Annotated in this window: 26 protein-coding genes; 18 read left to right on the top strand and 8 right to left on the bottom strand. The window is 70.4% G+C overall.

Annotated features, from left to right (window positions below; translation table 11 throughout):
• From ACK41C_RS03725 to ACK41C_RS03715, 3 genes are all read left to right on the top strand, one after another.
• On the top strand, window positions 1-1,399 hold a 1,399-nt coding region (locus ACK41C_RS03725; protein ID WP_409650617.1), incomplete at its 5' end, for an MFS transporter.
• Between the two features lie 37 nt (window positions 1,400-1,436).
• Entirely contained in the window at window positions 1,437-2,777 is a 1,341-nt protein-coding gene (locus tag ACK41C_RS03720; RefSeq protein WP_409650615.1) for an anthranilate synthase component I family protein, read from the top strand.
• Window positions 2,774-3,544 (top strand): aminotransferase class IV, encoded by a 771-nt coding sequence (locus ACK41C_RS03715; protein WP_409650613.1) that lies wholly within the window; start codon window positions 2,774-2,776, stop codon window positions 3,542-3,544. The genes ACK41C_RS03720 and ACK41C_RS03715 overlap by 4 nt, the downstream gene beginning before the upstream one ends.
• On the opposite strand, the gene ACK41C_RS03710 is transcribed toward ACK41C_RS03715, so the two are convergent.
• The 3 genes from ACK41C_RS03710 to ACK41C_RS03700 all read right to left on the bottom strand — a co-directional run bounded on the left by ACK41C_RS03710 (window position 3,541) and on the right by ACK41C_RS03700 (window position 5,069).
• Window positions 3,541-4,056, bottom strand: a complete 516-nt coding sequence (locus ACK41C_RS03710) for a TadE/TadG family type IV pilus assembly protein (RefSeq protein WP_409650611.1) — start codon at window positions 4,054-4,056, stop codon at window positions 3,541-3,543. The genes ACK41C_RS03715 and ACK41C_RS03710 overlap by 4 nt on opposite strands.
• Entirely contained in the window at window positions 4,050-4,622 is a 573-nt protein-coding gene (locus ACK41C_RS03705; protein ID WP_409650609.1) for a TadE/TadG family type IV pilus assembly protein, read from the bottom strand. The genes ACK41C_RS03710 and ACK41C_RS03705 overlap by 7 nt, the downstream gene beginning before the upstream one ends.
• A 66-nt stretch (window positions 4,623-4,688) precedes the next feature.
• Window positions 4,689-5,069, bottom strand: a complete 381-nt coding sequence (locus ACK41C_RS03700; protein WP_409650607.1) for a pilus assembly protein N-terminal domain-containing protein — start codon at window positions 5,067-5,069, stop codon at window positions 4,689-4,691.
• Between the two features lie 304 nt (window positions 5,070-5,373).
• Here ACK41C_RS03700 and ACK41C_RS03695 point away from each other — a divergent pair, with 304 nt between their 5' ends.
• From ACK41C_RS03695 to ACK41C_RS03650, 10 genes are all read left to right on the top strand, one after another.
• Complete coding sequence (locus ACK41C_RS03695) at window positions 5,374-5,574, top strand: Flp family type IVb pilin (protein WP_409650605.1); 201 nt, start codon at window positions 5,374-5,376, stop codon at window positions 5,572-5,574.
• A 90-nt stretch (window positions 5,575-5,664) separates the two neighbouring features.
• Window positions 5,665-5,841 (top strand): Flp family type IVb pilin, encoded by a 177-nt coding sequence (locus ACK41C_RS03690; protein ID WP_409650603.1) that lies wholly within the window; start codon window positions 5,665-5,667, stop codon window positions 5,839-5,841.
• A gap of 97 nt (window positions 5,842-5,938) precedes the next feature.
• Entirely contained in the window at window positions 5,939-6,454 is a 516-nt protein-coding gene (locus ACK41C_RS03685; protein ID WP_409650601.1) for a prepilin peptidase, read from the top strand.
• Between the two features lie 147 nt (window positions 6,455-6,601).
• Complete coding sequence (gene cpaB / locus ACK41C_RS03680) at window positions 6,602-7,453, top strand: Flp pilus assembly protein CpaB (protein ID WP_409650599.1); 852 nt, start codon at window positions 6,602-6,604, stop codon at window positions 7,451-7,453.
• Window positions 7,450-9,036 (top strand): type II and III secretion system protein family protein, encoded by a 1,587-nt coding sequence (locus tag ACK41C_RS03675; RefSeq protein ID WP_409650597.1) that lies wholly within the window; start codon window positions 7,450-7,452, stop codon window positions 9,034-9,036. Before cpaB ends, ACK41C_RS03675 begins: the two co-directional genes overlap by 4 nt.
• An 8-nt stretch (window positions 9,037-9,044) precedes the next feature.
• Complete coding sequence (locus tag ACK41C_RS03670; RefSeq protein WP_409650595.1) at window positions 9,045-9,722, top strand: CpaD family pilus assembly protein; 678 nt, start codon at window positions 9,045-9,047, stop codon at window positions 9,720-9,722.
• 16 nt (window positions 9,723-9,738) lie between these two features.
• Window positions 9,739-11,169 carry a CpaE family protein gene (locus ACK41C_RS03665; RefSeq protein ID WP_409650593.1) on the top strand — a complete coding sequence of 477 codons (1,431 nt, stop codon included), beginning with the start codon at window positions 9,739-9,741 and terminating at the stop codon, window positions 11,167-11,169.
• The gene (locus ACK41C_RS03660) at window positions 11,170-12,678 is read left to right on the top strand and encodes a CpaF family protein (protein WP_409650591.1); all 1,509 of its coding nucleotides are present in this window, start codon (window positions 11,170-11,172) and stop codon (window positions 12,676-12,678) included.
• A 15-nt stretch (window positions 12,679-12,693) separates the two neighbouring features.
• Window positions 12,694-13,674 carry a type II secretion system F family protein gene (locus tag ACK41C_RS03655; protein ID WP_409653890.1) on the top strand — a complete coding sequence of 327 codons (981 nt, stop codon included), beginning with the start codon at window positions 12,694-12,696 and terminating at the stop codon, window positions 13,672-13,674.
• Window positions 13,675-13,683: 9 nt separating this feature from the next.
• Entirely contained in the window at window positions 13,684-14,670 is a 987-nt protein-coding gene (locus ACK41C_RS03650) for a type II secretion system F family protein (protein ID WP_409650590.1), read from the top strand.
• Window positions 14,671-14,692: 22 nt separating this feature from the next.
• On the opposite strand, the gene ACK41C_RS03645 is transcribed toward ACK41C_RS03650, so the two are convergent.
• The gene (locus ACK41C_RS03645) at window positions 14,693-15,520 is read right to left on the bottom strand and encodes a tetratricopeptide repeat protein (protein WP_409650588.1); all 828 of its coding nucleotides are present in this window, start codon (window positions 15,518-15,520) and stop codon (window positions 14,693-14,695) included.
• 113 nt (window positions 15,521-15,633) lie between these two features.
• On the opposite strand from ACK41C_RS03645, the gene ACK41C_RS03640 reads away from it, so the two are divergent.
• Window positions 15,634-17,016, top strand: a complete 1,383-nt coding sequence (locus tag ACK41C_RS03640; protein ID WP_409650586.1) for a leucyl aminopeptidase family protein — start codon at window positions 15,634-15,636, stop codon at window positions 17,014-17,016.
• Window positions 17,013-17,846: an NlpC/P60 family protein gene (locus ACK41C_RS03635; RefSeq protein ID WP_409650584.1), complete on the top strand. Its 834-nt coding sequence runs from the start codon at window positions 17,013-17,015 to the stop codon at window positions 17,844-17,846. The genes ACK41C_RS03640 and ACK41C_RS03635 overlap by 4 nt, the downstream gene beginning before the upstream one ends.
• An 18-nt stretch (window positions 17,847-17,864) precedes the next feature.
• On the opposite strand, the gene ACK41C_RS03630 is transcribed toward ACK41C_RS03635, so the two are convergent.
• Complete coding sequence (locus tag ACK41C_RS03630; protein ID WP_409650582.1) at window positions 17,865-18,512, bottom strand: c-type cytochrome; 648 nt, start codon at window positions 18,510-18,512, stop codon at window positions 17,865-17,867.
• Between the two features lie 136 nt (window positions 18,513-18,648).
• On the opposite strand from ACK41C_RS03630, the gene ACK41C_RS03625 reads away from it, so the two are divergent.
• Genes ACK41C_RS03625 through ACK41C_RS03615 form a run of 3 tightly spaced genes read left to right on the top strand, consistent with a single transcriptional unit; the run spans window position 18,649 to window position 20,607 of the window.
• Window positions 18,649-19,386, top strand: a complete 738-nt coding sequence (locus ACK41C_RS03625; protein ID WP_409650580.1) for a 3-deoxy-manno-octulosonate cytidylyltransferase — start codon at window positions 18,649-18,651, stop codon at window positions 19,384-19,386.
• Entirely contained in the window at window positions 19,383-20,228 is an 846-nt protein-coding gene (locus ACK41C_RS03620; RefSeq protein ID WP_409650578.1) for a prephenate dehydratase, read from the top strand. The genes ACK41C_RS03625 and ACK41C_RS03620 overlap by 4 nt, the downstream gene beginning before the upstream one ends.
• Window positions 20,229-20,253: 25 nt before the next feature.
• Window positions 20,254-20,607 carry a winged helix-turn-helix domain-containing protein gene (locus ACK41C_RS03615; RefSeq protein ID WP_409650576.1) on the top strand — a complete coding sequence of 118 codons (354 nt, stop codon included), beginning with the start codon at window positions 20,254-20,256 and terminating at the stop codon, window positions 20,605-20,607.
• Here ACK41C_RS03615 and ACK41C_RS03610 read toward each other — a convergent pair.
• The 3 genes from ACK41C_RS03610 to modA are packed head-to-tail and all read right to left on the bottom strand — an operon-like array spanning window position 20,582 to window position 22,760.
• Window positions 20,582-21,319, bottom strand: coding sequence for an ABC transporter ATP-binding protein (locus ACK41C_RS03610; protein WP_409650574.1), 738 nt, complete (start codon window positions 21,317-21,319; stop codon window positions 20,582-20,584). The two genes, ACK41C_RS03615 and ACK41C_RS03610, sit on opposite strands and share 26 nt — an antisense overlap.
• A complete protein-coding gene (gene modB, locus ACK41C_RS03605; RefSeq protein WP_409650572.1) occupies window positions 21,312-21,980 on the bottom strand; it encodes a molybdate ABC transporter permease subunit in 669 nt (222 codons plus the stop codon). The genes ACK41C_RS03610 and modB overlap by 8 nt, the downstream gene beginning before the upstream one ends.
• A 3-nt stretch (window positions 21,981-21,983) precedes the next feature.
• Entirely contained in the window at window positions 21,984-22,760 is a 777-nt protein-coding gene (modA, locus tag ACK41C_RS03600; protein WP_409650570.1) for a molybdate ABC transporter substrate-binding protein, read from the bottom strand.
• Between the last annotated feature and the right edge of the window lie 28 nt (window positions 22,761-22,788).

Genomic DNA, 22,788 nt, shown 5'->3' with positions numbered 1-22,788 from the left:
TTTCCCCCCCTCTCCCCCCCCCCCCGGGCGCCTGACCCGCGGCGCCGTCGCCTGGTCGCTGTTCGAAGGGGCGCGCAACCCCTACGTCATCCTGATCACCATCTATGTCTTCATGCCCTACGTGGCCGCCACCATGGTGGGCGATCCGGTGCGGGGCCAGGAGATCGTCTCGCGCTGGAGCCAGTATTCCGGCTGGCTGGTGATGGCGACGGCGCCCTTCCTCGGCGCTTCCATCGACCAGCTGGGGCGGCGCAAGACCTGGCTCGGCCTCTGCGTGGCGCCGATGGTCGTGATGACCTGGGCGCTCTGGTGGGCGAAACCCGACGGCTCGGGCCTATCGGTGACCATGGTCATGCTGCTGACCACCCTCGTCGGGGTGCTGTTCGCCTTCACCGAGGTGCTGCACAATTCCCTGCTGGTCCGCGCCGCCGGCCTGAAGGCGGCGCACAAGGCCTCGGGCTTGGCGCTGGCGCTCGGTAACGCCTTCGCCCTCCTGGCCCTGGTCTTCGTGGCCTGGGCCTTCGCCTTGCCGGGCAAGGTGGACTGGGGCTTCGTGCCGGCTCAGCCGCTGTTCGGCCTCGATCCCCTGGCCCACGAGCCGGAGCGTGTGGTGGGGCCCATATCGGCGCTGCTCTTCGGGCTCTTCGCTCTGCCGCTCTTCCTGTTCACCCCGGATGCGGCGCCGACGGGCGTGCCGGTCCTGCGGGCGCTACGCGCGGGGGCGATGGAGCTCTGGCGCATGGTGGCGGGCATGCGCCGCTATCGGGACGCCGCCGTGTTCCTGGTCAGTCGGATGTTCTTCGTCGACGGCATGACGGCGATCCTCATCTATGCCGGCATCTATGCGTCCGGCGTCATGGGCTGGGGCGCGCTGGAGATGCTGTTCTACGGCATCGTCCTGACCATCCTGGCGGTGCTGGGCGGCTTCGTCGGTCGCTGGCTCGACGCAGGCCTCGGGCCCAAGCGTGCGGTGCAGGTGGAGATCGGCATGTCGATCCTGGGCATCGTGGCGATGCTCGGCATGGCGCCCGACCGGATCCTCTACTTCTGGACCTTCGATGCGGCCACTCGCGCCCCGCTGTGGAACGGGCCCTTCTTCACCACCCTTCCGGAATGGATCTTCCTGCTGATCGGCTTCTCCAACGCCGTCTTCATCACCGCCCACTACGCCTCCAGCCGCACCCTGCTGGTGCGCCTGACCCCGCCGGAACAGACCGGCGCCTTCTTCGGGGTCTATGCGCTGTCGGGCACGGCCACGATCTGGCTGGGCTCGTTCCTGGTCAATCTGGGCACCAACATCTTCAAGACACAGCAGGGCGGGTTCGCCATGATCATCCTGCTCCTGACGGTGGGGTTTGCGGGCCTGTTCTTCGTGCGCGGCGGCGGGCGGCGGATCTGACTTCCCAGGGCGACGCCCGGGGTCTAAGGCGCACGCCATGCGCAGCCTCGCCCAGATCGAGTTGGCCTGGCGGGATCCCGCCGAGGCGGCCCAGCCCTTCGCCGAGGAGCCCTGGACGCTGGCCCTGTTCTCGGGCGGAAACGACGAGCGCGCACGCTGGTCCTATCTGGCCCGCGCGCCGGACGCGACCCTGATCCTCTCCGCCGACGAGCCGCGCGACGCCTTCGCAGCCCTGCGCGAGCTTCTGGGGTCGCCGGTCCCCTCCGGCCAGGACGGGCCGCCCTTTCAGGGCGGCGTGGCGGGGCTCGCCGCCTATGAGTTCGGCGACCGGACCGAACCCGTCGGGCTTTCGCGCCAGCCGGACTGGCCGGATCTGGCCGCGGCCCGGTATCCGGCGGTGCTGGCCTTCGACCATGCGCGCGGGCGAGTGCTGGCCCTGGGCCGCGGCGCCGGGGCGAAAGAGGCGGAGGCGGCCGCACGGCGCGCCGCCGGCTGGCTGGATGGGCCGAGGCCTTCCAACGGTTCGCCCATGCCTGCGACCGCCCTGGAGGCGGCGAATGGAGCCGCCTATGAGTCCGCGGTCGCCGAGGTGGTGGGCCGCATCGCCGCCGGCGAGATCTTCCAGGCCAATATCGCCCGCGCCTGGAGGGGCCGGCTGGCGGCCGGCGCCTCGCCCTTCGACCTGATGCGCCGCCTGCGCGCCGGGAGTCCCGCGCCTTTCGCCGCCTATCTCCGCCTGCCCGGCCGGGCGGTGGTCTCCAACTCGCCCGAGCGGTTCCTGTGCGTTCGGGACGGGCTCGCCGAGACCCGGCCGATCAAGGGCACCCGGCCGCGCGGCCGCTCGCCGGCGGAGGACGCAGTCCTGGCCGCCGAACTCCTCGTCAGCGCCAAGGACCGGGCCGAGAACCTGATGATCGTCGACCTGATGCGCAACGACCTGGCCCGCGTGTGCGCGCCCGGCAGCGTACGGGTTCCACAGCTCTTCGAGATCGAGAGCTTCGCCAACGTCCATCACCTGGTGTCCACGGTACAGGGCAAGCTTGCGCTCGGCCGCTCGGCGCTGGACCTCCTGCGCGCCGCCTTCCCGCCCGGCTCGATCACCGGCGCACCCAAGGTGCAGGCCATGAAAGTTATTGCTGGGTTGGAGCCGCCGCGCGGCCCCTATTGCGGCTCGATCTTCTGGGCCGGGTTCGACGGGGCGCTGGATTCGAGCGTGCTGATCCGCACCGTCGCCTGCATCGAGGAGGCCGAGGGTTGGCGAATCGAGGCTCGCGCCGGCGCCGGGATCGTCGCCGATTCCGATCCGCACGCCGAACGCCTGGAGACGGAGGCCAAGATCGCCGCCATCGTCCGCGCGCTGGGGGGCTGCCCTGGATGACCGGCGCCGTTCCCCTGGACGACCGCGGCCTGCTGCTGGGCGACGGCCTCTTCGAGACCCTGCTCGCCCGCGAGGGGCGCCTGCGGGACCTTGAAGCCCATCTCGATCGGATGGATCGGGGTTGCGCCGCCCTGGGTCTGCCCGCGCTGGACCGCCGGGAAGCCGAGGCTGCGATGGCCCGGGCCGTCGAAGGCGTCGGGGGGCTGGCGGCGGTCCGCCTGACGCTGACGGCCGGGTCCGGCGGCCGGGGGCTCGACCGCCCGGCGAACGTCACCCCCCGGATCTTCGCCTCGGCCTCGCCCTACGCCCCGCAAGAAGGGTCCGCGCGGCTCGTCACCGCCTCGGTTCGGCGCAACGAGGCTTCGCCGGCCTCACGGCTGAAGACGCTCGCCTATCTGGACAACGTACTGGCCCGTCGGGAGGCCGCGGCGGCGAGAGCCGACGAGGCCCTGATGCTGAACACTCGCGGCGAGGTCGCTTGCGCCGCGGCGGCCAACCTCTTCTGGATCGCCCAAGATCGGCTGTTCACGCCGGCCCTCGCCTGCGGCGTGCTGGACGGGACGATGCGGACGAAGGTCCTTACCGCAGCGACAGGCCTCGGGGTGGAGATCGCCGAAGTCCAGGTCGGGGCCGAGGTCCTGGCGCAGGCCGAGGGGCTCTTCCTGACCAACAGCCTGATGGGCGTCCGCGAGGTGGGCGAGCTGGACGGGCGGCGCCTGCCCGCCTTGCCCCTGGCCGCGACACTGGCGCGGCGGGTGGAAAACTAGTTCCGCACCACCGCCACGCCCTTGCGCGGACGCAGGTACATCGTGTGGCGGAAGGTCAACGGCGTCGGGATCACCTGCTGGATCGGCGACTTGTAGGAATAGATGGTGTCGGTGCGCACCAGGGCCTCGCTCGGCAGCAACAGCGCCGGCGGCAACCCGACAAGGGCGCCGGAGAACTCGCCGGTTCCCCGGGTCTGAGACCACACCACCTTCGGCGTGCCGGCCGCATCCGTCTCGATGCTGGTGACTCGGATGGAAAGGGCGGCCACCGGTTGCGGTCGCAACAGGGCCTCGCTGACGTTGAAGACGTCCTCGATTTCGGAGGTTTTCCACTCGCCGCGCTGCGCGATCAGGTCGCCGATGGTGGTCGCCACGTGGCTGGCGCGACGGTTGGCCATCAGCCCCTGGGTCACCTCGACCATGCCGAAATAGAGCAGGATCAGGATAGGGGCGACCAGGGCGAATTCGACGGCCGAGGCGCCGCCGCGGTCCTTGACGAGGCGCTTCAGCATTTCGCACCCACCGGGCCGTCGTTGCTGTAGGGCTCGTTGCGGAAGGCGCGCGCCGATCCGATCAGGCGGGTCCCGTCGCCGCGGTTCTGGAGCGAGGCGTCGAGCAGGGGCGTGAACAGCGGCCAGACGTAATAGGCCCGCACCAGCACGATGTCGCCCGGCGCGCCTACCGACCAGCAGCGGGGGCTGTCGTCCTCGAACTCGTCCGGCGCCTGCGGCGTGGACGCGCCGGCCGCGGTGAAGGTGGCGAAGGTCTCGGCCTCCACCGAGAGCCGCGAGGTGCAGCCGGAAGCGAGCCAGGTCATGTTGCGGCAGACCCTCTCTTCGAAGTCCTTGGCGGTGATCTTGCCGCTGGTCTGGAAGTTGCCGGTGCGGATGTCGCGCGAGGCGAAGTCGATGGCGGTGTCCAGGGTCGCCGAGACCAGCAGCACGAGGCCGAGCTCCAGCAGCCCGAACACCAGCATGAACAGCGGGATGCCGATGATGGCGAATTCGATCGCCGTCGCGCCGCTGCGGGCGCGGGTGAAGCGCCGAAGCCTTGCGAGAGGTGAAGCGATGCGCGTCATGCCGGTCCCGGATCCAATGGCCGCGACCCTAGCTGGAGCTTGCCTAACGCCGCGTTTAAGGCGCCGCTACTTGCCGTCTGCGTCGCCCGCGCGCTCGCAGCCGGTGGCGCAGGCATATTCCTCGACCTTCGGCCCGCGGATGACCGAGACGCGGCCCGCCTCCGGCGCGGAGACCACGATCTGGCGTTCCATCACCGTGCGGCCCAACTGGTCGATGACCAGCAGGTTGGTCACCCCATAACCCTTGCCCAACACCACGGCGTTGCGCCCGTCCAGCACGCTGACGTCGGCGATGGCCGGATTCCCGATCATCACGTCGCGCGTTCCGGCGGGCAGGGCGACGCGCGCGCTCTGGTCGATGGGCACAGAAAGGGTCGGCGCGGCCGCCTGCGAGCCGCCGGCGAGGGCGGCGAAGGCGACCGAAAGGCTGATCAGGGCGTGGCGCATGGAACCATCCGCAGGGGTGTCTGGCCCGCCGAGGGTCGCCCGGAATGGTCAATAAAGGCTGAAAGAATCACGACTCGCGCGCGCGCGAGAATCATTATGTCGAAACGGCGATTTTAGCCGGATTCCGCGCCATGGTTAACCAAAAATAACAGTAAACTAAAGTAAACCATAGAAATTTTTCCGTCAATACTGTGCTGTTTACTGGCAATTAAGCGTGGCCTGCGAAAGTGAAGCTGCAATTCGGGGCGAGCAGGCCAAAGGCTTGATCCCTCAACTGGCTGCTCGCAACAAAGGAGATCGAGCAATGTCGAAGTTCATGAATCGCTTCCTCAAGGACGAATCCGGCGCCACCGCCATCGAATATGGCCTGATCGCCGCCCTCATCGCCGTCGTGCTGATCACCGCCATGAGCGCCCTGTCGGGCAAGATCGGCGGCCTGTTCGACAGCATCGGCTCCGAGCTGGACGCGGCCGGCGGCGGCGGCGGCGGCGGCGGCGAAGGCTAATTCGCCCTAGTTGAGTGAGAACGGAGCCGCGGCGGTTCGCATCGCCGCGGCTCTTTTTCTAGGCGGCTCCGCAGCCGAAGGGAGAAGACCATGAAGACCTTCCTCGACCGCTTCATGCGGGATCAGACCGGCGCCACCGCCGTGGAATACGCCCTGATCTGCGCCCTGATCTCCATCGTGCTGATCAGCGCCTATTCCGCCCTGACGCCGAAGATCGCCGCGGTGTTCGAAAAGGTCGGCAACGCCGTGCCGCAGTCGGACGGCTGAGGCTCGCCCTCGCCATCTGGCCGGCGCCGGCACTAACGCTCCATTCACCGCCGGGCGTGATCATCCGCGGGTCAGGCTCCTCGCCGTTCGGTTGGATATGCTTTCACTTCAGGTCGCCTTCCTGCTGGTCTTCCCCGCCCTCGTCATCGTCGGCGCCTTGAAGGACGCGACCAGCTACACGATCCCCAACTGGATCTCCGCCGTACTCATCCTGGCCTTCTTTCCGGCCGCGTTCGCCTTAGGGGCCGCGCCGGCCGCCATCGGCGTTCACGCAGCCATCGGTGCGGTCGCGCTTGTCATCGGCATCGCGATGTTCGCCCTCGGCTGGATCGGCGGCGGCGACGCCAAACTCTTCGCTGCAGCCGGGCTCTGGCTCGGCTGGCCGGCCGCCTCGACCTACCTCTTCGTCACCTGCATTGCGGGCGGCGTGCTGGCGGTGGGCCTGCTCAATCTCCGTTCCACGCAGATGCGCTCCCTGGTCCAGATGGGCCCGCCCTGGTTCGTGCGCCTGGCGACGCCGGGCGAGAACGTGCCCTATGGCCTGGCCATCGCCATCGGGGCCCTGGTCGCCTTCCCCGGCTCCACCCTGATGCAGGCCTTCGCCGCCGGCTGAGCGCCGCCTTAGGCGCGCGTTAACTATGCCCCCGTCAAATGGCCCGAACGTCCGCGAGAACCGCGGATTTCAGATCATGCGCGCGCATCGCCTGAAGGCGGGCCGCCGCCCGTCCTCCGTCAAGAGCGGGAGCTTCGAGCCAAGACCATGGGCGCCGTCCGGATCGCCATTCTCGCCAGCGCGGCGCTTGCGGCCATCGTGCTGGCCTTCCTCGTCCGCGGCATGCTGTCCCCGCCGTCGGCGCCCCAGACCGCCGCCGTCGAGGCGCCGCCCAAGCCGATGGCCAAGGTGCTGGTGGCCAAGCGCGACCTGCCGGTCGGCGCACGCCTGACGCCCACCGACATGGGCTGGCAGGACTGGCCGGCCGAGGCGTTGAACGAAGCCTTCGTCACCGACGGCTCGCCGCCTGCGGTCCCCGCCCAGGGCGCCGACAAGGCCGTGGAGGCCGCCGGCCGCGCCGCCGCCGAACTGGTCAAGACCCAAGGGCCGATGCAGGCCTTCGAAGGCGCCATCGTCAAGGAGCCGTTCCTGAGCGGCGAACCCATCGTCGCCCGCAAGGTCATCCGCGCCGGACAGAGCGGCCTGATGGCCGTGGTGGTCCAGCCCGGCATGCGGGCGATGGCCGTGCCGATCAACGCCGAAACCGCCGCCGGCGGCTTCATCCTGCCGGGCGACCGGGTGGACGTGATCCAGAGCCGCCAGGCCGAGGAAGGCAAGGGGCGGATCACCGAGACCCTGATGCGCAACGTGCGCGTATTGGCCATCGACCAGCAGACCGCGCCCGGCAAGGACGCCAACGCCATGGTCGGGGCCGTTGCGACCCTGGAAATTCCCGCCTCCGACGTGGAGGTGATCGCCCGCGGCCGCAGCCAGGGCGAGATGCAGCTGGCCCTGCGCTCCTACGCCGACATCGGCGGCGCGCCGGGACGCGGCGTGGCCCGCGGCGACGAAGTGAGGGTCTATCGCGCCGGCGCCATGAAGGAGGTGGCTTCCCAATGAAGTCGAGACGCCTGATCGCCCTCCTCGGCCTCGCCGCCGCCCTGCTGTCGCCGCTCGCTGCGTCGGCCCAAGCGCCGGCGGCCACCACCGCGGTGGTGCGGGTCGACCTGGCCGCCGCCGGCGGCGGGTCGCAGTCGCTTTCCCTGCCTCAGGGCAAGTCGGCCATCGTCGAGCTGCCGGTGGACGCCCGCGACGTGCTGGTGACCAATCCCGGCGTCGCCGACGCCATGCTCCGCTCCCCGCGGCGCATCTTCATCATGGGCATGAAGGGCGGCCAGACCGACGCGGTCTTCTTCGACAACGCCGGCCGCCGGATCCTGACGCTGGACATCCGCGTCGACCAGGACACCGCCGCCGTCGCCCAGACCATCAACCGCATCGTGCCGGCCGCCCGGGTGCGGGTGGACGCCATGAACGAAAGCCTGATCCTTTCGGGCGAAGTGCCGAGCCTGGCCGACGCCGATCGCGCCGTGCAGATCGCGAGAGCCGCCGTGGCCAAGCCTGAGCAGGTGCTGAACATGCTGAGCATCGCCGGCAAGGACCAGGTGATGCTGAAGGTCCGCGTCGTCGAAATGCAGCGTACGGTCATCAAGCAGCTCGGCCTCGATATCAATGCGGTGATCGGCCAGCTGGGAGAGACCCAGTACGTGATCGGCACCGCGGCTCAGTTCGCGGTGAACGGCGCCCTGCTCGGCGGTCTGACAGGCGGGTACCAAGCCGACACCACCAAGCAGCCGACTATGCTGATGCCCTGCATTGGGCCGGGCTGGCAGCCGGACGACAAGTGTCCTGTCGTTGTCCGCGACGGCAATCTCCGGCCCGATGGTACTCGCGGACCCGACAATTGGGATACGGCCACCATCCAGGACACGGCGGGCGATCCCGGCCTCAACAAGGCCGAAGCCAAGATCAAGGCGTTCGAGCGCGTCGGTCTGGTCCGCACCCTGGCCGAACCGAACCTTACCGCCGTTTCCGGTGAAGCCGCCCGCTTCCTGGCCGGCGGCGAGTTTCCCGTGCCGGTGGCCCAGGACAACACCGGTCAGATCAGCGTCGAATTCAAGCCCTTCGGCGTCGGTCTCGGCTTTACCCCCGTGGTGCTCTCCGGCGGCCGGATCGCGCTGAAGCTCTCCACCGAAGTCTCGGAGCTCACCACCGACGGGGCCTTCACCCAGCGCAGCTCCAGCACCAATACCGCCCTGGTCATCCCGGCGCTGACCGTGCGCCGCGCCGAAACGGCCGTGGAGCTGCCCTCCGGCGGCTCGATGATGATCGCCGGCCTCCTGCAGGAAAAGACGCGCCAGAACATCGACGCCCTGCCGGGCATGACGACCCTGCCGGTGCTGGGTTCACTCTTCCGGTCGCGCGACTATCTCTCCGGCGAGACCGAGCTGGTCATCATCGTCACGCCCTATCTGGTCCAGCCCACCAGCCCCGACCGTCTGCAGACGCCGGTGGACGGCCTGCGCATCGCCGACGATTCCTCCACCCTGCTGCTCGGCCAGCTGACCAAGGCCTATAAGGCCAAGCCGCCCTCGGCCGCGGGCCGCGCCTATCAGGGGCCCTACGGGTACGTGATCGAATGAGCCGCAAGATGATCCGCCACGCCGTCCTTCTCGCCGCCGCGGGCGTGCTGGCCGCCTGCGCCACCACCGTGGACCAGCAGGGCCAGGTCGCCGAGCCCCTGACCCCGACCGAGCAGTGGCGGGCCGAGCTCTCCACCCATCCGGAGGAGATCCTGCTGGCGGCCCACGCCTCGGGGCTGTCGCCTCGCCAAGCCGACGCCCTGGCCGCCTTCGCCGCCGGCTGGCGGGAGGTGGAGGGCGGGACGATCACCATCCAGGCGCCCTCCGGCGGCGCGGAGCCCGCGTCCGCCTATCGCGCCGCCGAAGCCGCCCGCGCCTTCCTGGTGGCCCAGGGCGTGCCGGGCGACCTGATCCGTACCGTCGGCTATCGCCCGGGCGACGAGGGGCCGGCGCCCCTGCGCATCGGCTATCTGCGTCACTCGGTCCTGCTGCCGGAATGCGGGCGGGAATGGACCAACATCGCCCGGTCAGCCTCCAACCGGGTGCAGCCCAACTTCGGCTGCGCGGTGACCGCCAACATGGCCGCCCAGATCGCCAATCCAGCCGATCTGGCGGGGCCGCGGAGCTTCGAGCCGGGCGACGCCCAGCGGCGGGGCGTGGTGCTGGACAAGTATCGCAAGGGCGAGCCGACCGCGACGGCGGTGGACAAGCAGGCCAACGGCGCGGTCTCGCGCGTGGTCAACTGATGCGGGGCAGGATGTGATGAAGCCGCAGCCGGACAGGGACCCCTTCGACCTCGAGTTCGAGTCCGACGACGAGTTCGCCCCGCCTCAGGAGGAGGTCTGGCGCGGCGAGGCGGCCGACCCGTTCGCCGACCTGCCGCCGCCGCGCCCGCGGCCGGAGCCCGTGGAGGCGGTCGAGGAGACGCCGCGACCGGCCGCGACTGGCCTGGCCAACCCGGTGCATGAGATGATCTCGGGGGCGGAGGCCGCCTTCGGCGAGGTCAGCCTGCCGCGCATCACCATCCATGTGTTCTGCGAAACCCAGGCGACGGCCGAGCTGGCCGACCGCGCCGCCGGCGACCGCCGCATGGAACGCGCCGTGGTGGTCAACCGCATGGGCGGGCTGGCCGCGGCCTGCGAGCTCTACCAGGGCCAGCCGACGCCCTCCCTGGTCATCGTGGAGAGTCTGGACGCCGGCCCCGGCCTGCTGGCCGGCCTCGATCGCCTGGCCGAGATCTGCGATCCCGGCACCAAGGTGGTCGTCGTCGGCGCGGCCAACGACATCGCCCTCTATCGCGAGCTGATGCGCCGGGGGGTGTCGGAATACCTGGTCCCGCCGCTCAACCCGCTGCAGCTGGTCCGCGCGGTCACCGGGCTCTACGCCGATCCGTCCGCGCCGTTCGTCGGGCGGCAGATCGCGTTCTGCGGCGCCAAGGGCGGGGCCGGCGCCTCGACGGTGGCTCACAACATCGCCCATTCCATCACCGAGCGCCTGCAGACCGGCGCGGTGCTGGTGGACCTCGACCTGCCCTTCGGGACGGCCGGCCTCGACTTCAATCAGGACCCGCTGCAGGGCGTGGCCGACGCGCTCACCCAGCCGGACCGGCTCGATCCGGTGCTGATGGATCGGATGATGGTCCGCTGCACCGAACGCCTGTCGCTCTTCGCCGCCCCGGCGACCCTGGACGCCGACTACGACATCGGCCCGGAGGCCTATGAAGAGGTCACCCAGAAGATCCGCACGGCCGCGCCCTTCGTGGTGCTGGACCTGCCGCACGTCTGGAGCGCCTGGAAGCGCAAGATCCTGCTCTCCTCCGACGACCTGGTGATCGTGGCGACGCCGGACCTGGCTTCGCTCCGCAACGCCAAGAACATGGTCGACCTGGTCCGCCGGGCCCGGCCGAACGACGCCCCGCCGCGACTGGTGCTGAACCAGGTGGGCGTGCCCGGCCGGCCGGAGATCCCGGTGAAGGACTTCGGCGAGGCGCTCGGCCTGACCCCGGCCCTTTGCCTGCCCTTCGATCCCAAGCTGTTCGGCCAGGCGGCGAACAACGGCCAGATGCTGGCGGAGGTGGCGCCCAAGTCCCGCTGCGTGGAAGGCCTCGACGCCCTGGCCCAGCAGATCGCCCGGCGGGACCCGCCCGCGTCGCCCAAGACCTCCCTCTTCTCGAGCTTGTTCAAGAAGAAGTAGATGTTCGGCAAGCGTCCCTCGGCCACCGACACCCTGGCGCCCCGCCAGCCGCCCCCGCCCACCGCGGGGAGCGCGGCCATCGCCACCCGGCCGCCGCGGGCCGAACCCGCCGCCGCTCCGCCGGAGGCGCCGGCCAAGCCCGAGCGCGCCGCGGCCGGCCCCAAGCCGACCCTGGGTTTCGAGCAGCTTCGCGCCGCCCAGGGCCCAGCGCCGGCGACCCAGGTCGTGCGCGAGCAGAGCGACTATTATCACGCGACGAAGACCACCATCTTCAACGCCCTGATCAACACCATCGACTTGGCCCAGCTCGCCCAGCTGGACGCCAAGCAGGCGGCGGAGGAGATCCGCGACATCGTCGCCGAACTGGTGGCGATCAAGAACGTCTCCATGTCGGTGGCCGAGCAGGACCATCTGGTCCAGGACATCATCAACGACGTCCTCGGCTATGGGCCGCTGGAGCCGCTGCTGGCGCGCGACGACATCGCCGACGTGATGGTGAACGGCGCCAACCGCGTGTTCATCGAAGTCAGCGGCAAGGTCCAGCTCACCAACGTCCGCTTCCGCGACAACGCGCAGCTGATGAACATCTGCCAGCGGATCGTGAGCCAGGTCGGTCGCCGGGTCGACGAAAGCTCGCCGATCTGCGACGCGCGCCTGCCCGACGGCAGCCGCGTGAACGTCATCGCCCCGCCGCTGGCGCTCGACGGCCCGACGCTCACCATCCGGAAGTTCAAGAAAGACAAGCTGACGATGAAGAACCTGGTGGAGTTCGACTCCATCAGTCCCGAGGGCGCGCGGGTGCTGGGCGTGATCGGCGCCTGCCGCTGCAACGTCATCATCTCCGGGGGCACCGGCTCGGGGAAGACGACCCTGCTCAACACGCTCACCGCCTTCATCGACCCGACCGAGCGCGTCATCACCTGCGAGGACGCCGCGGAGCTGCAGCTTCAGCAGCCGCATGTGGTGCGCCTCGAAACCCGGCCGGCGAACCTGGAAGGCCAGGGCCAGATCACCATGCGCGACCTGGTGAAGAACTGCCTGCGGATGCGCCCGGAACGGATCATCGTCGGCGAAGTTCGCGGGCCCGAGGCCTTCGACCTGCTGCAGGCCATGAACACCGGCCACGACGGCTCGATGGGCACGCTGCACGCCAACAGCCCGCGCGAAGCCATCAGCCGCCTGGAGTCCATGATCACCATGGGCGGCTACGGCCTGCCGTCCAAGACCATCCGTGAGATGATCGTCGGCTCCGTCGACGTGATCATCCAGGCCGCTCGCCTACGCGACGGCTCGCGCCGCATCACCCACATCACCGAGGTGGTGGGGCTGGAAGGCGACGTGATCATCACCCAGGACCTGTTCGTCTACGAGATCACCGGCGAAGACGCCGAAGGCCGCGTGCTGGGCCGCCACCGCTCGACAGGCATCGCCCGCCCGCGGTTCTGGGACCGCGCCCGCTACTACGGCCTGGAGCGCGAGCTCGCCGAGGCCCTGGACTCGGCGGAATAGGCGGTGGGCGGAAACCTGACCATCCTGCTGGCGGCCGTCCTCGGCTTCGTCACCATCGCTGGGTTGGGCTTCGCCCTGGCCGGCCCCAGCCAGGGCGGCGGTCGTGCGGCCAAGCGCGCCCAGGCCATCGCCGGATCGCGGGAGCGCGACGGGCCCTCCGCCCGGCGCAAGGGTTCCGCGGCGGCCCAGGACCAGCGGCGGCGGCAGATCCTGAAGACCCTGCGCGACCAGGACCGGCAGCAGAAGAAGGCTACGCTCAGCATCGCGGCCAAGATGCAGCAGGCCGGGCTCGGCGATAACCTGCGCGGCTTCTGGATCGCCAGCGGCGTGGTCGGCGTGGTGGTCTTCCTGGTCGTCCTGCTGCTCGGCCAGGCGCCCTGGGTGGCGCTGGGCCTCGGCTTCGGTGCGGGGCTGGGCCTGCCGCGCTGGGTCTTGGGCTTCCTGGCCGGCCGGCGTGTGAAGAAGTTCACGGAGGCCTTTCCGGACGCCATGGACATCATCACCCGCGGCATCAAGTCGGGCCTGCCGGTGCACGATTCCTTGCGGGTGATCGGGGCCGAGGCGCCCGAGCCCCTGGCCGGCGAGTTCAAGCGCATGGTCGAGTCGCTCGGCATGGGCGTCTCCGTCGACCAGGCGCTGGAGAAGATGTACGAGCGGATGCCGACGCCGGAGGTGCGCTTCTTCTCCATCGTCCTGGCCATTCAGCAGAAGACCGGCGGCAACCTGGCCGAGGCGCTGGGCAACCTCTCCACCGTCATCCGCGCGCGCAAGCTGATGCGCGAGAAGATCAAGGCGCTGTCGGGCGAGGCGGTGGCCTCGGCGTTCATCATCGGCAGCCTGCCGCCGGGCGTGGTTGTGCTGATCTCGATGCTGGCGCCCGACTACATGAAGCCGCTCTTCACCGATCCCCGCGGCCATCTGATGCTGCTCGCCGGCGGCTTCTGGATGTCGATGGGCGTCTTCGTGATGCGCAAGATGATCAACTTCCGGATCTAGGGGGCGGCCATGGACATCGTCGGCCTGCTGACCGATCCGGACAACCTGCTCACGGGTTTCGTGGCGGTGGTCTGCTTCGCCACCATCCTCACCATCGTCAATCCGATGATGAACCGTTCGAGCCTGGAAGCGCGGCTGAAGTCGGTTTCGACGCAGCGCGAGGAGTTGCGGCGCAAATCCCGGGAGGCGCTCGCCAAGAAGCATGGCGGACAGCTGCGTCACGCCGACGAAGGCCTCTACAAGAAGGTGGTGGAGCGGTTGCAGCTCTCGCGCCTGCTGGAGGACCCGCAAGTGGTCGACAAGCTGGCCCAGGCCGGCTACCGCGGCCCGCGCCCGGTCTCGACCTTCTACTTCTTCCGGTTCGTCCTGCCGTTCGTCTTCGCAGGCGTCACGGCCATGTACCTGTTCCTGATCAACGACTTCGGCCTGCCGCCGATGACGCGGGTCGCGCTTTCCGTCGGCGGCCTGACGCTGGGCTACTATGCGCCCAACGTCTACATCCAGAACGTCGCCCAGAAGCGCCGGGAGTCGATCGTCGGCGCCTTTCCCGATGCGCTCGACCTGCTGCTCATCTGCGTGGAAAGCGGCATGTCCATCGAGGCGGCGATCCAGAAGGTGAGCCAGGAGATCGGCGGTTCCTCCATCGAGCTGGCCGAGGAACTGACCCTGCTCACGGCCGAGCTCTCCTACCTGCCCGAACGCCGGCAGGCCTATGAAGGCTTGGCCCGGCGCACCAACCATCCGGGCATCAAGTCGGTGACCACGGCGATGATCCAGGCCGAGCGCTACGGCACCCCGCTGGGCGCGGCCCTGCGGGTGATGGCCAAGGAGAATCGCGAAATGCGCCTGGCCGCCGCCGAGAAGAAGGCCGCCCAGCTGCCGGCCAAGCTGACCGTGCCGATGATCGTGTTCTTCCTGCCGGTGCTGTTCGTGGTGATCCTCGGGCCGGCGATCATCAAGGTCCAGGACATGATGTCCACCAATCCGGTGGGCTGACGCGAAACAGCTGTCGAAAGGTCTACTGGGGGCTTCTCAGCGAGTCCCAGCTGCGCGTGGTCTCGCCGCCGGCCGCCACGGCTCGCAGCCAGGCCAGGTTGTTGGCCACCGCCTCCGGCGGCAGGTCCTGGCGCGCCAGGCGTTCGGCCTCGTCGAAACGGCCCTGCAGGCCCAGCACCAGGGCCAGGTTCTGCCGTACGGCGATGGGGGCGTTCGGCTGGGCGGCAGCGCGGCGCAGCAGGGCCTCGGCCTCGCGGGCTTCGCCGCGGTTGGCGTAGAACAGGGCCAGGTTCGACACTGCCGAAGGTTCGTTCGGCGCCAGGGCTACGGCCTGGCGGTGGGCGGCGAGCGCCTCCTCCTCCCGCAACGCCTGCTCGTAGGCGACTCCCAGCAGTGAGGGCGCGCGCCAGTCCTTCGGCGCCAGCGCCTGGGCCCGGCGCGCAGGCTCGATGGCGTAGAAGCCCTGGCCGCGGCCGATGTGCGCCCGGGCTGACTCCAGCAAGGCCTCCACGTGGTCCGGCTGCACCACCAGCACCCGTTGGGAGGCCTGCAGCGCGTCCGCATGGTTCCCCATAGCCCGCAGGGCCTGGGAGAGCTGGACCCCGGCCTCGGCGTCCCGCGGGTCGAGATTGGCCTCCCGCGCCCAGAAGGCGGCGCGCGCCAGCGGATCGAGGCGGGCCACCTGGGCGCGTTCCTCCGGCGTCGCCCGGCGCGGGGCGGGGACAGCCGGGGCTTGGGCCGCCGCCGCGGCGGGCGCCTCCGGCTCGGCCTTCTTCTTCCCCCAGGGCGCAGCCAGCGCAGGCTGGGCGGCGATCAGGGCCGCGGCGGCGGTTGCGGCGAGGGCCGACATGCGACACATGGAATTCGACGGGCTCCGGATTGCGGAAGGCCAGCATCCGCCGCCCGCTTAAAGGAAGCGTTAAGCATAACCGCGCGGGCGACGCCCGCCGGGCGGAGGCCCAGATGTCCGATACGGTTGTTGCGTCCCTGGAAGGCGCCGTTCCCGTCCACGCCCTCTTCGAGGAGGGGCTGGAGGCGTTCCTGGCGGGCCAGAGCCCGTTCGTGGCCGGCTTCGCGCGGATGTCGGAGTTCAAGGCCAAGGCGGGCCAGCTCCTGGCCGTGCCGGACGGCGACGGCGCGCTGCAGATGGCGCTGTTCGGCCTGGGGGCCGAGGCCCGCGCCGACGCCATGGGCTTTCGCGCCCTGGCGGCCCGCCTGCCCAAGGGCGACTTCCGCATCGCCTCCGCCCCGGCCGGATTCCAGCCCGACGAGATCGCCCTGGCCTTCGCGCTGGGGAGCTACCGCTTCGATCGTTACAAGAAGAAGGATGAGCCTCGGCCGCGCCTGGCGGTGGAGGGCGCCGACCTTGCCGAGGTGCGCAGCATCGCCCACGCCTGCGCGCTCGCCCGCGACATGGTCAACACGCCGCCCAACGACCTGGGCCCCCTGCAGATCGAGACCATCGCCCGGGAGATCGCCGAACAGCACGGGGCGCAGATCACCGTGATCGTCGGCGAGGGCCTGCTGGAGGGCAACTATCCCGCCGTCCACGCGGTCGGCCGCGCCGCCGCGCCGGAGCGGGCTCCGCGGATGATCGAGATCGCCTGGGGTGAGGCTGGCGCGCCGCTCGTCGCCCTGGTCGGCAAGGGGGTCGTGTTCGATACCGGCGGGCTGGACATCAAGCCGGCCGCCGGCATGCGACTGATGAAGAAGGACATGGGCGGGGCGGCCCATGTGCTGGCGCTGGCCCGAATGATCATGGCCGCCAGGCTGCCTGTCCGCCTAGCGGTGCTGGTTCCGGCCGTGGAGAACGCCATTTCCGGCGACGCCATGCGCCCGGGCGACGTGCTGGACAGCCGCAAGGGCCTGACCATCGAGGTGGGCAACACCGACGCCGAGGGCCGGTTGATCCTGGCCGACGCTCTGACCCGCGCCGCCGAGCTTGAACCGGCCCTGACCCTGGACCTCGCCACCCTGACCGGCGCGGCGCGCGCGGCGCTCGGGCCGCAGCTTCCGCCCTACTACACCGACGACGAGGAACTGGCCGCCCAGATCGAAACGGCGATGAAGGCGGTCGCCGATCCGATGTGGCGCATGCCGCTGTGGAAGGGCTACGCCGAGGCGCTCGATTCCGACGTCGCCGACCTGAAGAACGATCCCGATGGCTGGGCTCAGGCGGGTTCGGTCACAGCCGCGCTCTTCCTGCAGCGCTTCGCGCCGCCGGGGCCCTGGGCGCACTTCGACATCTTCGCCTGGAATCCGAAGGGCCGCCCTGGCTGGCCCGCCGGCGGCGAGGTCCAGGCGGTGCGCGCCCTTTACCGCATGATCCGGGATCGGTTCGCGTGAGCTTCGACCCGCGCGTCACCCTGGTCCGGCCGGATCTCGCCGCCCGGGCGCTGGAAGGGATCGCGCCGGCTGGGCGATACGCCGACCCGCAGGCCACGGTCGCGCACATTCCCGCCGCCGCCGTCCGGCGCGCGCCCGATCCGGCCGCCGAGCAGGTCGACCAGCTGCTGTTCGGCGAAACCTTCGACGTGCTGGAGGAAGCTGACGGCTTCGCCTGGGGGCAGGCGCGCCGGGACGGCTATGTGGGCTTCGTCGAGGCGGTCTCGCTGGCCCCGCCGGAAAGCCGACCGAGCCACCGGGTGGCGGCGATCCGCACCTACGCCTTCGCCGAACCCAGCATCAAGTCGCGGGCGCTCGGCCCCTATTCGATCAACGCCCTGGTGGTCGCCGAGGCCGAAGAGGGCCGTTTCCTGAAGGCGGCGGGCTCCGGCTGGTTCGTGGCCGATCATCTGGCGCCGGTCGGCGTGTTCGAGCACGACCCTGTCGCCGTCGCCGAACGGTTTCTCGGCGCGCCCTATCTCTGGGGCGGGCGCGAGAGCCTGGGGCTCGATTGTTCGGGGCTGATCCAGCAGGCGCTCTTCGCTTGCGGCCGATCCTGCCCGCGCGACACCGATCAGCAGCAGGGCCTGGGGCGGGAGATCGGCGAGGTCGATCTCGCACGGGGGGACCTGGTCTTCTGGAAGGGGCACGTGGCGATCATGCTGGATCGCGAGCACATCCTGCACGCCAACGCCCATCACATGGCCGTCGCTATCGAGCCCTTGGCGGAGGCGCGCGCGCGCTATCTCGCCGCCAGCGTGGGCGAGCCGACGGCGTTCCGCAGGATTTGAAAGCGACGCGTTAAGCGATCACGCCGCGGGCGCGGGTTCCGGGGCCGCAGCAGGCGCTCCGCCCTCGACGGCGGTCGGCGCGCCCTCGGGGGCCGCGCCTTCGGCCGGGGCCGCCACCGGGTTCGGCGGCGGCGGCGGCAGGTTCGAGCCCTGGGCGTTCAGATAGGCGATCATGTTGACGCGTTCGTCGGTGCGCTTGAGCCCGACGAAGGTCATCTTGGTGCCGGCGATGTGCTTCTGCGGCGCCTTCAGGAACTCCGACATGTCCTCGAACTGCCAGGTTCCGACCTGGTTGCCGTGCTCGATCATGGCCGGCGAGTAGGCGAAGCCGGCGTGGGTTCCGGGCTTCTGGCCCATCACGCCGTAGAGGTTGGGCCCGGTTCCGTTGGCGCCGCCCTGGTTGATCGTGTGGCAGGAGCGGCACTTGGCGAAGGAGGCCTCGCCCGCGGCGATGTCGGCCACCGGCAGGACCGTGCCCCAGTCGATCGGCGCCTCGGCCGCCGCGGCCCCGCCGCCGCCGGCCTCTTCCGGCACGTCGATCGCGTAGCCGGGCTTTTCCAGCGGATGAGGGGCGAACACGGCGGTGGAGACTTCGCGAAGGCCGACGATGGCCAGACCGGTCGCCAGCACGGCGCCGGCGATCTTGTTGAACGTGAGGTCGCTCATAGTCCTAGAATCGGCCCTCTCCAAAGCCGGCCGTGTAGGCCGGCTCAAGCACGGGAATCCCCGCCCCTTATTGCGCCCGGCTCTCTTACACGCTACCGCCGCTCGCGCAACCGGCCAGTTGGTCGCCGTGAAGCCCATGAACCCGATCGTCCTCATTCCCGCGCGCATGGCGGCCACCCGGCTGCCCGGAAAGCCCCTCGCCGATATCGCCGGTCTTCCGATGATCGTCCGTGTGCTGCGCCAGGCTGAGCGCGCCCAGGTCGGACCTGTGGCCGTCGCCGCCGGCGACATCGAAATCGTCGAAGCCGTTCGCGCTGCGGGCGGCCAGGCGGTGCTGACCGATCCGGGCCTGCCCTCCGGCTCCGACCGCATCGTGGCGGCGCTGAAGGAGCTGGACCCGGGCGGCCGCCACGACGTGGTGGTCAACCTGCAGGGCGACATTCCCTTCCTGGCGCCCGAGGTGACGGCCGCCAGCGTGGCGCTTCTGGCCGACCGGCCCGCCTGCGACATCGGCACGGTGATGGTCGCCGAGAGCGGCCCGACCGACCGCGCCAATCCCGACATGCCCAAGGTGGTGGCGGCCATGCAGCCCGACGGCCGCAGCGGCCGGGCGCTCTACTTCACCCGCTCGGTCCTCTATGGCGACGAGCCGGTCTGGATCCATCACGGCGTCTACGCCTATCGCCGCGAGGCGCTGGAGCGTTTCACGGCCGCTCCGCCCTCGCCGCTGGAACGCCGTGAGAGGCTGGAGCAGCTCCGGGCGCTGGAGCTCGGCATGCAGATCTGGGCGGCGGTTATCGAGGAGGCGCCGATCTCGGTGGACAGCCCCGCCGACCTCGAGCGCGCGCGCGCCTATGCGAAGGAGCACCCATGACCACCGGACGGATCGCCTTCCAGGGCGAGCTCGGCGCCAACAGCCACGAAGCCTGCGTCGCCGCCTTTCCGGACATGGAGCCCGTTCCGCACGCCACCTTCGAAGAGGCGTTCGAGGCGGTGAAGTCGGGCGACTGCCAGCTCGGCATGATTCCGGTGGAGAACTCCATCGCCGGCCGGGTGGCCGACGTGCACCATCTCCTGCCGTCCTCCGGCCTGAAGATCGTCGGCGAGCGGTTCAAGCCGATCCACTTCCAGCTGATGGCCAATCCCGGCGTGAAGCTGGAGGATGTGAAGACCGTCGCCTCGATGCCGATCGCGCTTGGCCAATGCCGCAAGACGATCCGGCGGCTGAAGCTGAAGACCGAGGCGGTGGGCGACACCGCGCTCGCCGCCAAGCTGCTGGCCCAGAACCCCGATCCCACACGAGCGGCGATCTCGCCGGCCCTGGCGGCCGAACTCTACGGCCTGGAGATCCTCGCCCGCGACATAGAGGACGAGCACCACAACACCACCCGCTTTCTGGTGATGACCGCCGACAAGGCGCCGCCGTCGCCGCCCTTCACCAGCCCCTGCATCACCAGCTTCGTCTTCCGGGTGCGGAACCTGCCCGCCGCGCTCTACAAGGCGCTCGGCGGCTTCGCCACCAACGGCGTCAACATGACCAAGCTCGAAAGCTACATGGAGAACGGCGCCTTCACGGCGACCTTCTTCTACTCGGAAGTCGACGGCCGGCCGGAGGATCGGGGCGTGGCGCTCGCCTTCGAGGAGCTGCGGTTCTTCTCCGAGAAGTTCGAGATCCTGGGGGTCTATCCGGCCGACCCGTTCCGCTCGCGCGCCTAAGCGGCCGCTCTGCTAGGCTTCCGCCGTGACGCGGATCAGCCTGAAATTCCATTTCGACAACGGCGAGCGCCTTGGCCCCGGCCGGGTGGAGCTCCTGGAGCACGTGCGCGAGCTGGGCTCCATCGCCGCCGCCGGGCGGGCCATGGGCATGAGCTATCGGCGGGCCTGGACGCTGGTCGACAGCCTCAACCGCACCTTCCGCGAGCCGGTGATCGCCACCCAGTTGGGCGGCCGCGGCGGCGGGGCGGCCGTGCTGACCCCGTTCGGCGAGGAGGTGACGCGGCGCTATCGCGCGCTCCAGGCGCGGACGGCCGCGGCGGTCGCCGAGGACCTGGCGGTTATCGAAGCGGCCCTCAATCCGGAGCCAGATCGAGAATAGCCGCGATCTCCGCGTCGGCCGGCGCGGCCATCACCTCCCCGGGCGTCCCGGTCTGGCGGGTCCGCCCCGCCTGCAGTACCGTCAGCCGGTCCGCCAGGGCGGCCGCTTCGCCCAGATCGTGGGTCACTAGCACGATGGGAATGGCCAGCGCCCGGCGCAGTTCGGCCAGGTCCCGCTGCAGCTTGCGCCGGGTCATCCGGTCCACGGCCGAGAACGGCTCGTCCAGCAGCAGGACCGCCGGGTCCCGCGCCAGCGCCCGCGCCAGGGCCACCCGCTGCTGCTGGCCCCCCGACAGCTCCGATGGCCGGCGCTGGGCCATGTCCTCCAGGTGAACGCGGGCGAGCAGGTCGCGCGCGCGCTCCAGAGCTTCGCTCTTGGGCGCTCCTCCCATGGCGCTCGCGACGTTCTGGATGGCCGTCATGTGCGGGAAGAGGGCGTAGTGCTGAAACACCAGACCCACCCGCCGCGCCTGCGGCCGCGCGGCGATCCCCCGCTCGGTGTCGAGCCAGACGGCGCCGTCGCAGGCGATGTAGCCGGATTTCGGATGGGTGAGGCCGGCGATGGCGCGCAGCAGGGTGGTCTTTCCGGCGCCCGAGGGGCCGACCAGGGCGAGAAGCTCGCCGGGCCCGCAGGCGAGTTCCGCCTCCAGGGGAATGGGGCCGGCTTGCGCCGCCCGCAGCACCAGGCCCCCCATGTCCGCCGCCTCAGCCACGCAGCCGCACCGCCCGCCCGCCGACCGCATAGACGGTGGCGATGGCCGCCAGGCTGCCGACCAGCAGCACCGCCGACATCAGGCCCGCGGCCTGGGTGTCGAAGGCCTGGACCCGATCGTAGATCGAAATCGCCAGGGTCCGGGTTTCGCCGGGAATGGAGCCGCCGACCATCAGCACCACGCCGAACTCCCCCACCGTATGGGCGAAGGTGAGCACGAAGGCGCTGAGCAGGCCCGGCCAGGCGAGCGGCGCCTCGACCTTCACGAAGGTCTTCCACGCCGACATGCCGCCGACCCAGGCCGCTTCGCGCAGGTCGCGGCCGACGCCCTCGAAGGCGCGCTGCAGCGGCTGGACCGCAAAGGGCAGGTTGAACAGCACCGAGGCCACGACGAGGCCGGAGAAGGAAAAGGCCAGGGTTTGGCCGGTCAGGGCCCGGAAGGCCTCGCCCAGCGGGCTCGCGGCGCCCATGGCGACCAGCAGGTAGTAGCCCAGCACCGTCGGCGGCAGGACCAGCGGCAGGGCCACCAGCGCCTCGACCAGCCGCTTGCCGCGAAAGTCGCGGAAGGCCAGCAGGCGCGCCAGCACGACGCCCAGAGGCAGCAGCACGGCGCAGGTCCAGGCGGCGAGCTTCAGTGAGAGCGAAAGGGCGGTCCAGTCCATCGCTCAGCGGCCGCCGGGGGGCAGGGTGAAGCCGTGCCGGGCCAGGATGTCGCGCGCGGGCTTGGTCTGCATATACGCGTAGAACCTCTGCGCCGTGTCGCCGGCCTTGCGGGTCAGCACCATGCGCTGGTCGAGGGGGTCGTGCCAATCGGCGGGAATCACCGCGCTCTTCCCGCGCCGCGCCACCTCCGGCGCCAGCGACAGGGAGTAGGGGATGATCCCGCCCTGGGCGGAGCCGGCGCTGGCGAACTGGGCGGCTTGGGCGGCGTTCTCCCCGCGCACCAGCCGCGGCTGCGCCTGGCTCCAGAGCCTGGCGCGGGCCAGGGTCTGCTGGGCTGCGCGGCCATAGGGGGCGTGCTCCGGATTGGCGATGGCGAACCGCCGGATGCGCCCTTGGGCCAGGGCCTGGCGCAGGCCGCGGAGCTGGGAGTCCACCTGCAGGGGCGATCCATGCGGGGCGAACACCACGATGCGCCCACGGGCGTAGAGCACGCCGCGGTCGCGTGTCAGGCCTTTGTCCGCCAGCCGGAAGACATAGGCCTGGTCGGCCGAAAGGAACATTTCGAACGGCGCGCCCTGCTCGATCTGGGTGGTGAATGCGCCCGAGGAACCGAAGGTCAGGCGCACCTTGCGCCCCGTCTCCGCCTCGAACCGGCGGGCGACTTCCTCGAGGGCGAACTTCAGGTCGGCCGCCGCGGCGATCACCGGCGCCTCCTGGGCACGGACGGTCGCGGGCGCCAGCGCCAGCACGAACAACAGGCCAATGAGGATGCGGCGCATGAGGCGCTCCGAGCGCTATATTCGCTCG

Origin of the sequence: Phenylobacterium sp. (genome assembly GCF_046290725.1) — a bacterium.
Classification (GTDB): Bacteria; Pseudomonadota; Alphaproteobacteria; order Caulobacterales; family Caulobacteraceae; genus Phenylobacterium.
Note: the sequence above shows the minus strand (reverse complement) of the source record. Positions and strands in the feature narration are given on the sequence as shown.

What these genes read in the sequence shown, in the direction of transcription:
- ACK41C_RS03720 (WP_409650615.1), top strand. Translation starts at nt 1,437, where the DNA reads ATGCGCAGCCTCGCCCAGATCGAGTTGGCCTGGCGGGATCCCGCCGAG.
- ACK41C_RS03715 (WP_409650613.1), top strand. Translation starts at nt 2,774, where the DNA reads ATGACCGGCGCCGTTCCCCTGGACGACCGCGGCCTGCTGCTGGGCGAC.
- ACK41C_RS03710 (WP_409650611.1), bottom strand. Translation starts at nt 4,056, where the DNA reads ATGCTGAAGCGCCTCGTCAAGGACCGCGGCGGCGCCTCGGCCGTCGAA.
- ACK41C_RS03705 (WP_409650609.1), bottom strand. Translation starts at nt 4,622, where the DNA reads ATGACGCGCATCGCTTCACCTCTCGCAAGGCTTCGGCGCTTCACCCGC.
- ACK41C_RS03700 (WP_409650607.1), bottom strand. Translation starts at nt 5,069, where the DNA reads ATGCGCCACGCCCTGATCAGCCTTTCGGTCGCCTTCGCCGCCCTCGCC.
- ACK41C_RS03695 (WP_409650605.1), top strand. Translation starts at nt 5,374, where the DNA reads ATGTCGAAGTTCATGAATCGCTTCCTCAAGGACGAATCCGGCGCCACC.
- ACK41C_RS03690 (WP_409650603.1), top strand. Translation starts at nt 5,665, where the DNA reads ATGAAGACCTTCCTCGACCGCTTCATGCGGGATCAGACCGGCGCCACC.
- ACK41C_RS03685 (WP_409650601.1), top strand. Translation starts at nt 5,939, where the DNA reads ATGCTTTCACTTCAGGTCGCCTTCCTGCTGGTCTTCCCCGCCCTCGTC.
- cpaB (WP_409650599.1), top strand. Translation starts at nt 6,602, where the DNA reads ATGGGCGCCGTCCGGATCGCCATTCTCGCCAGCGCGGCGCTTGCGGCC.
- ACK41C_RS03675 (WP_409650597.1), top strand. Translation starts at nt 7,450, where the DNA reads ATGAAGTCGAGACGCCTGATCGCCCTCCTCGGCCTCGCCGCCGCCCTG.
- ACK41C_RS03670 (WP_409650595.1), top strand. Translation starts at nt 9,045, where the DNA reads ATGATCCGCCACGCCGTCCTTCTCGCCGCCGCGGGCGTGCTGGCCGCC.
- ACK41C_RS03665 (WP_409650593.1), top strand. Translation starts at nt 9,739, where the DNA reads ATGAAGCCGCAGCCGGACAGGGACCCCTTCGACCTCGAGTTCGAGTCC.
- ACK41C_RS03660 (WP_409650591.1), top strand. Translation starts at nt 11,170, where the DNA reads ATGTTCGGCAAGCGTCCCTCGGCCACCGACACCCTGGCGCCCCGCCAG.
- ACK41C_RS03650 (WP_409650590.1), top strand. Translation starts at nt 13,684, where the DNA reads ATGGACATCGTCGGCCTGCTGACCGATCCGGACAACCTGCTCACGGGT.
- ACK41C_RS03645 (WP_409650588.1), bottom strand. Translation starts at nt 15,520, where the DNA reads ATGTCGGCCCTCGCCGCAACCGCCGCCGCGGCCCTGATCGCCGCCCAG.
- ACK41C_RS03640 (WP_409650586.1), top strand. Translation starts at nt 15,634, where the DNA reads ATGTCCGATACGGTTGTTGCGTCCCTGGAAGGCGCCGTTCCCGTCCAC.
- ACK41C_RS03630 (WP_409650582.1), bottom strand. Translation starts at nt 18,512, where the DNA reads ATGAGCGACCTCACGTTCAACAAGATCGCCGGCGCCGTGCTGGCGACC.
- ACK41C_RS03625 (WP_409650580.1), top strand. Translation starts at nt 18,649, where the DNA reads ATGAACCCGATCGTCCTCATTCCCGCGCGCATGGCGGCCACCCGGCTG.
- ACK41C_RS03620 (WP_409650578.1), top strand. Translation starts at nt 19,383, where the DNA reads ATGACCACCGGACGGATCGCCTTCCAGGGCGAGCTCGGCGCCAACAGC.
- modB (WP_409650572.1), bottom strand. Translation starts at nt 21,980, where the DNA reads ATGGACTGGACCGCCCTTTCGCTCTCACTGAAGCTCGCCGCCTGGACC.
- modA (WP_409650570.1), bottom strand. Translation starts at nt 22,760, where the DNA reads ATGCGCCGCATCCTCATTGGCCTGTTGTTCGTGCTGGCGCTGGCGCCC.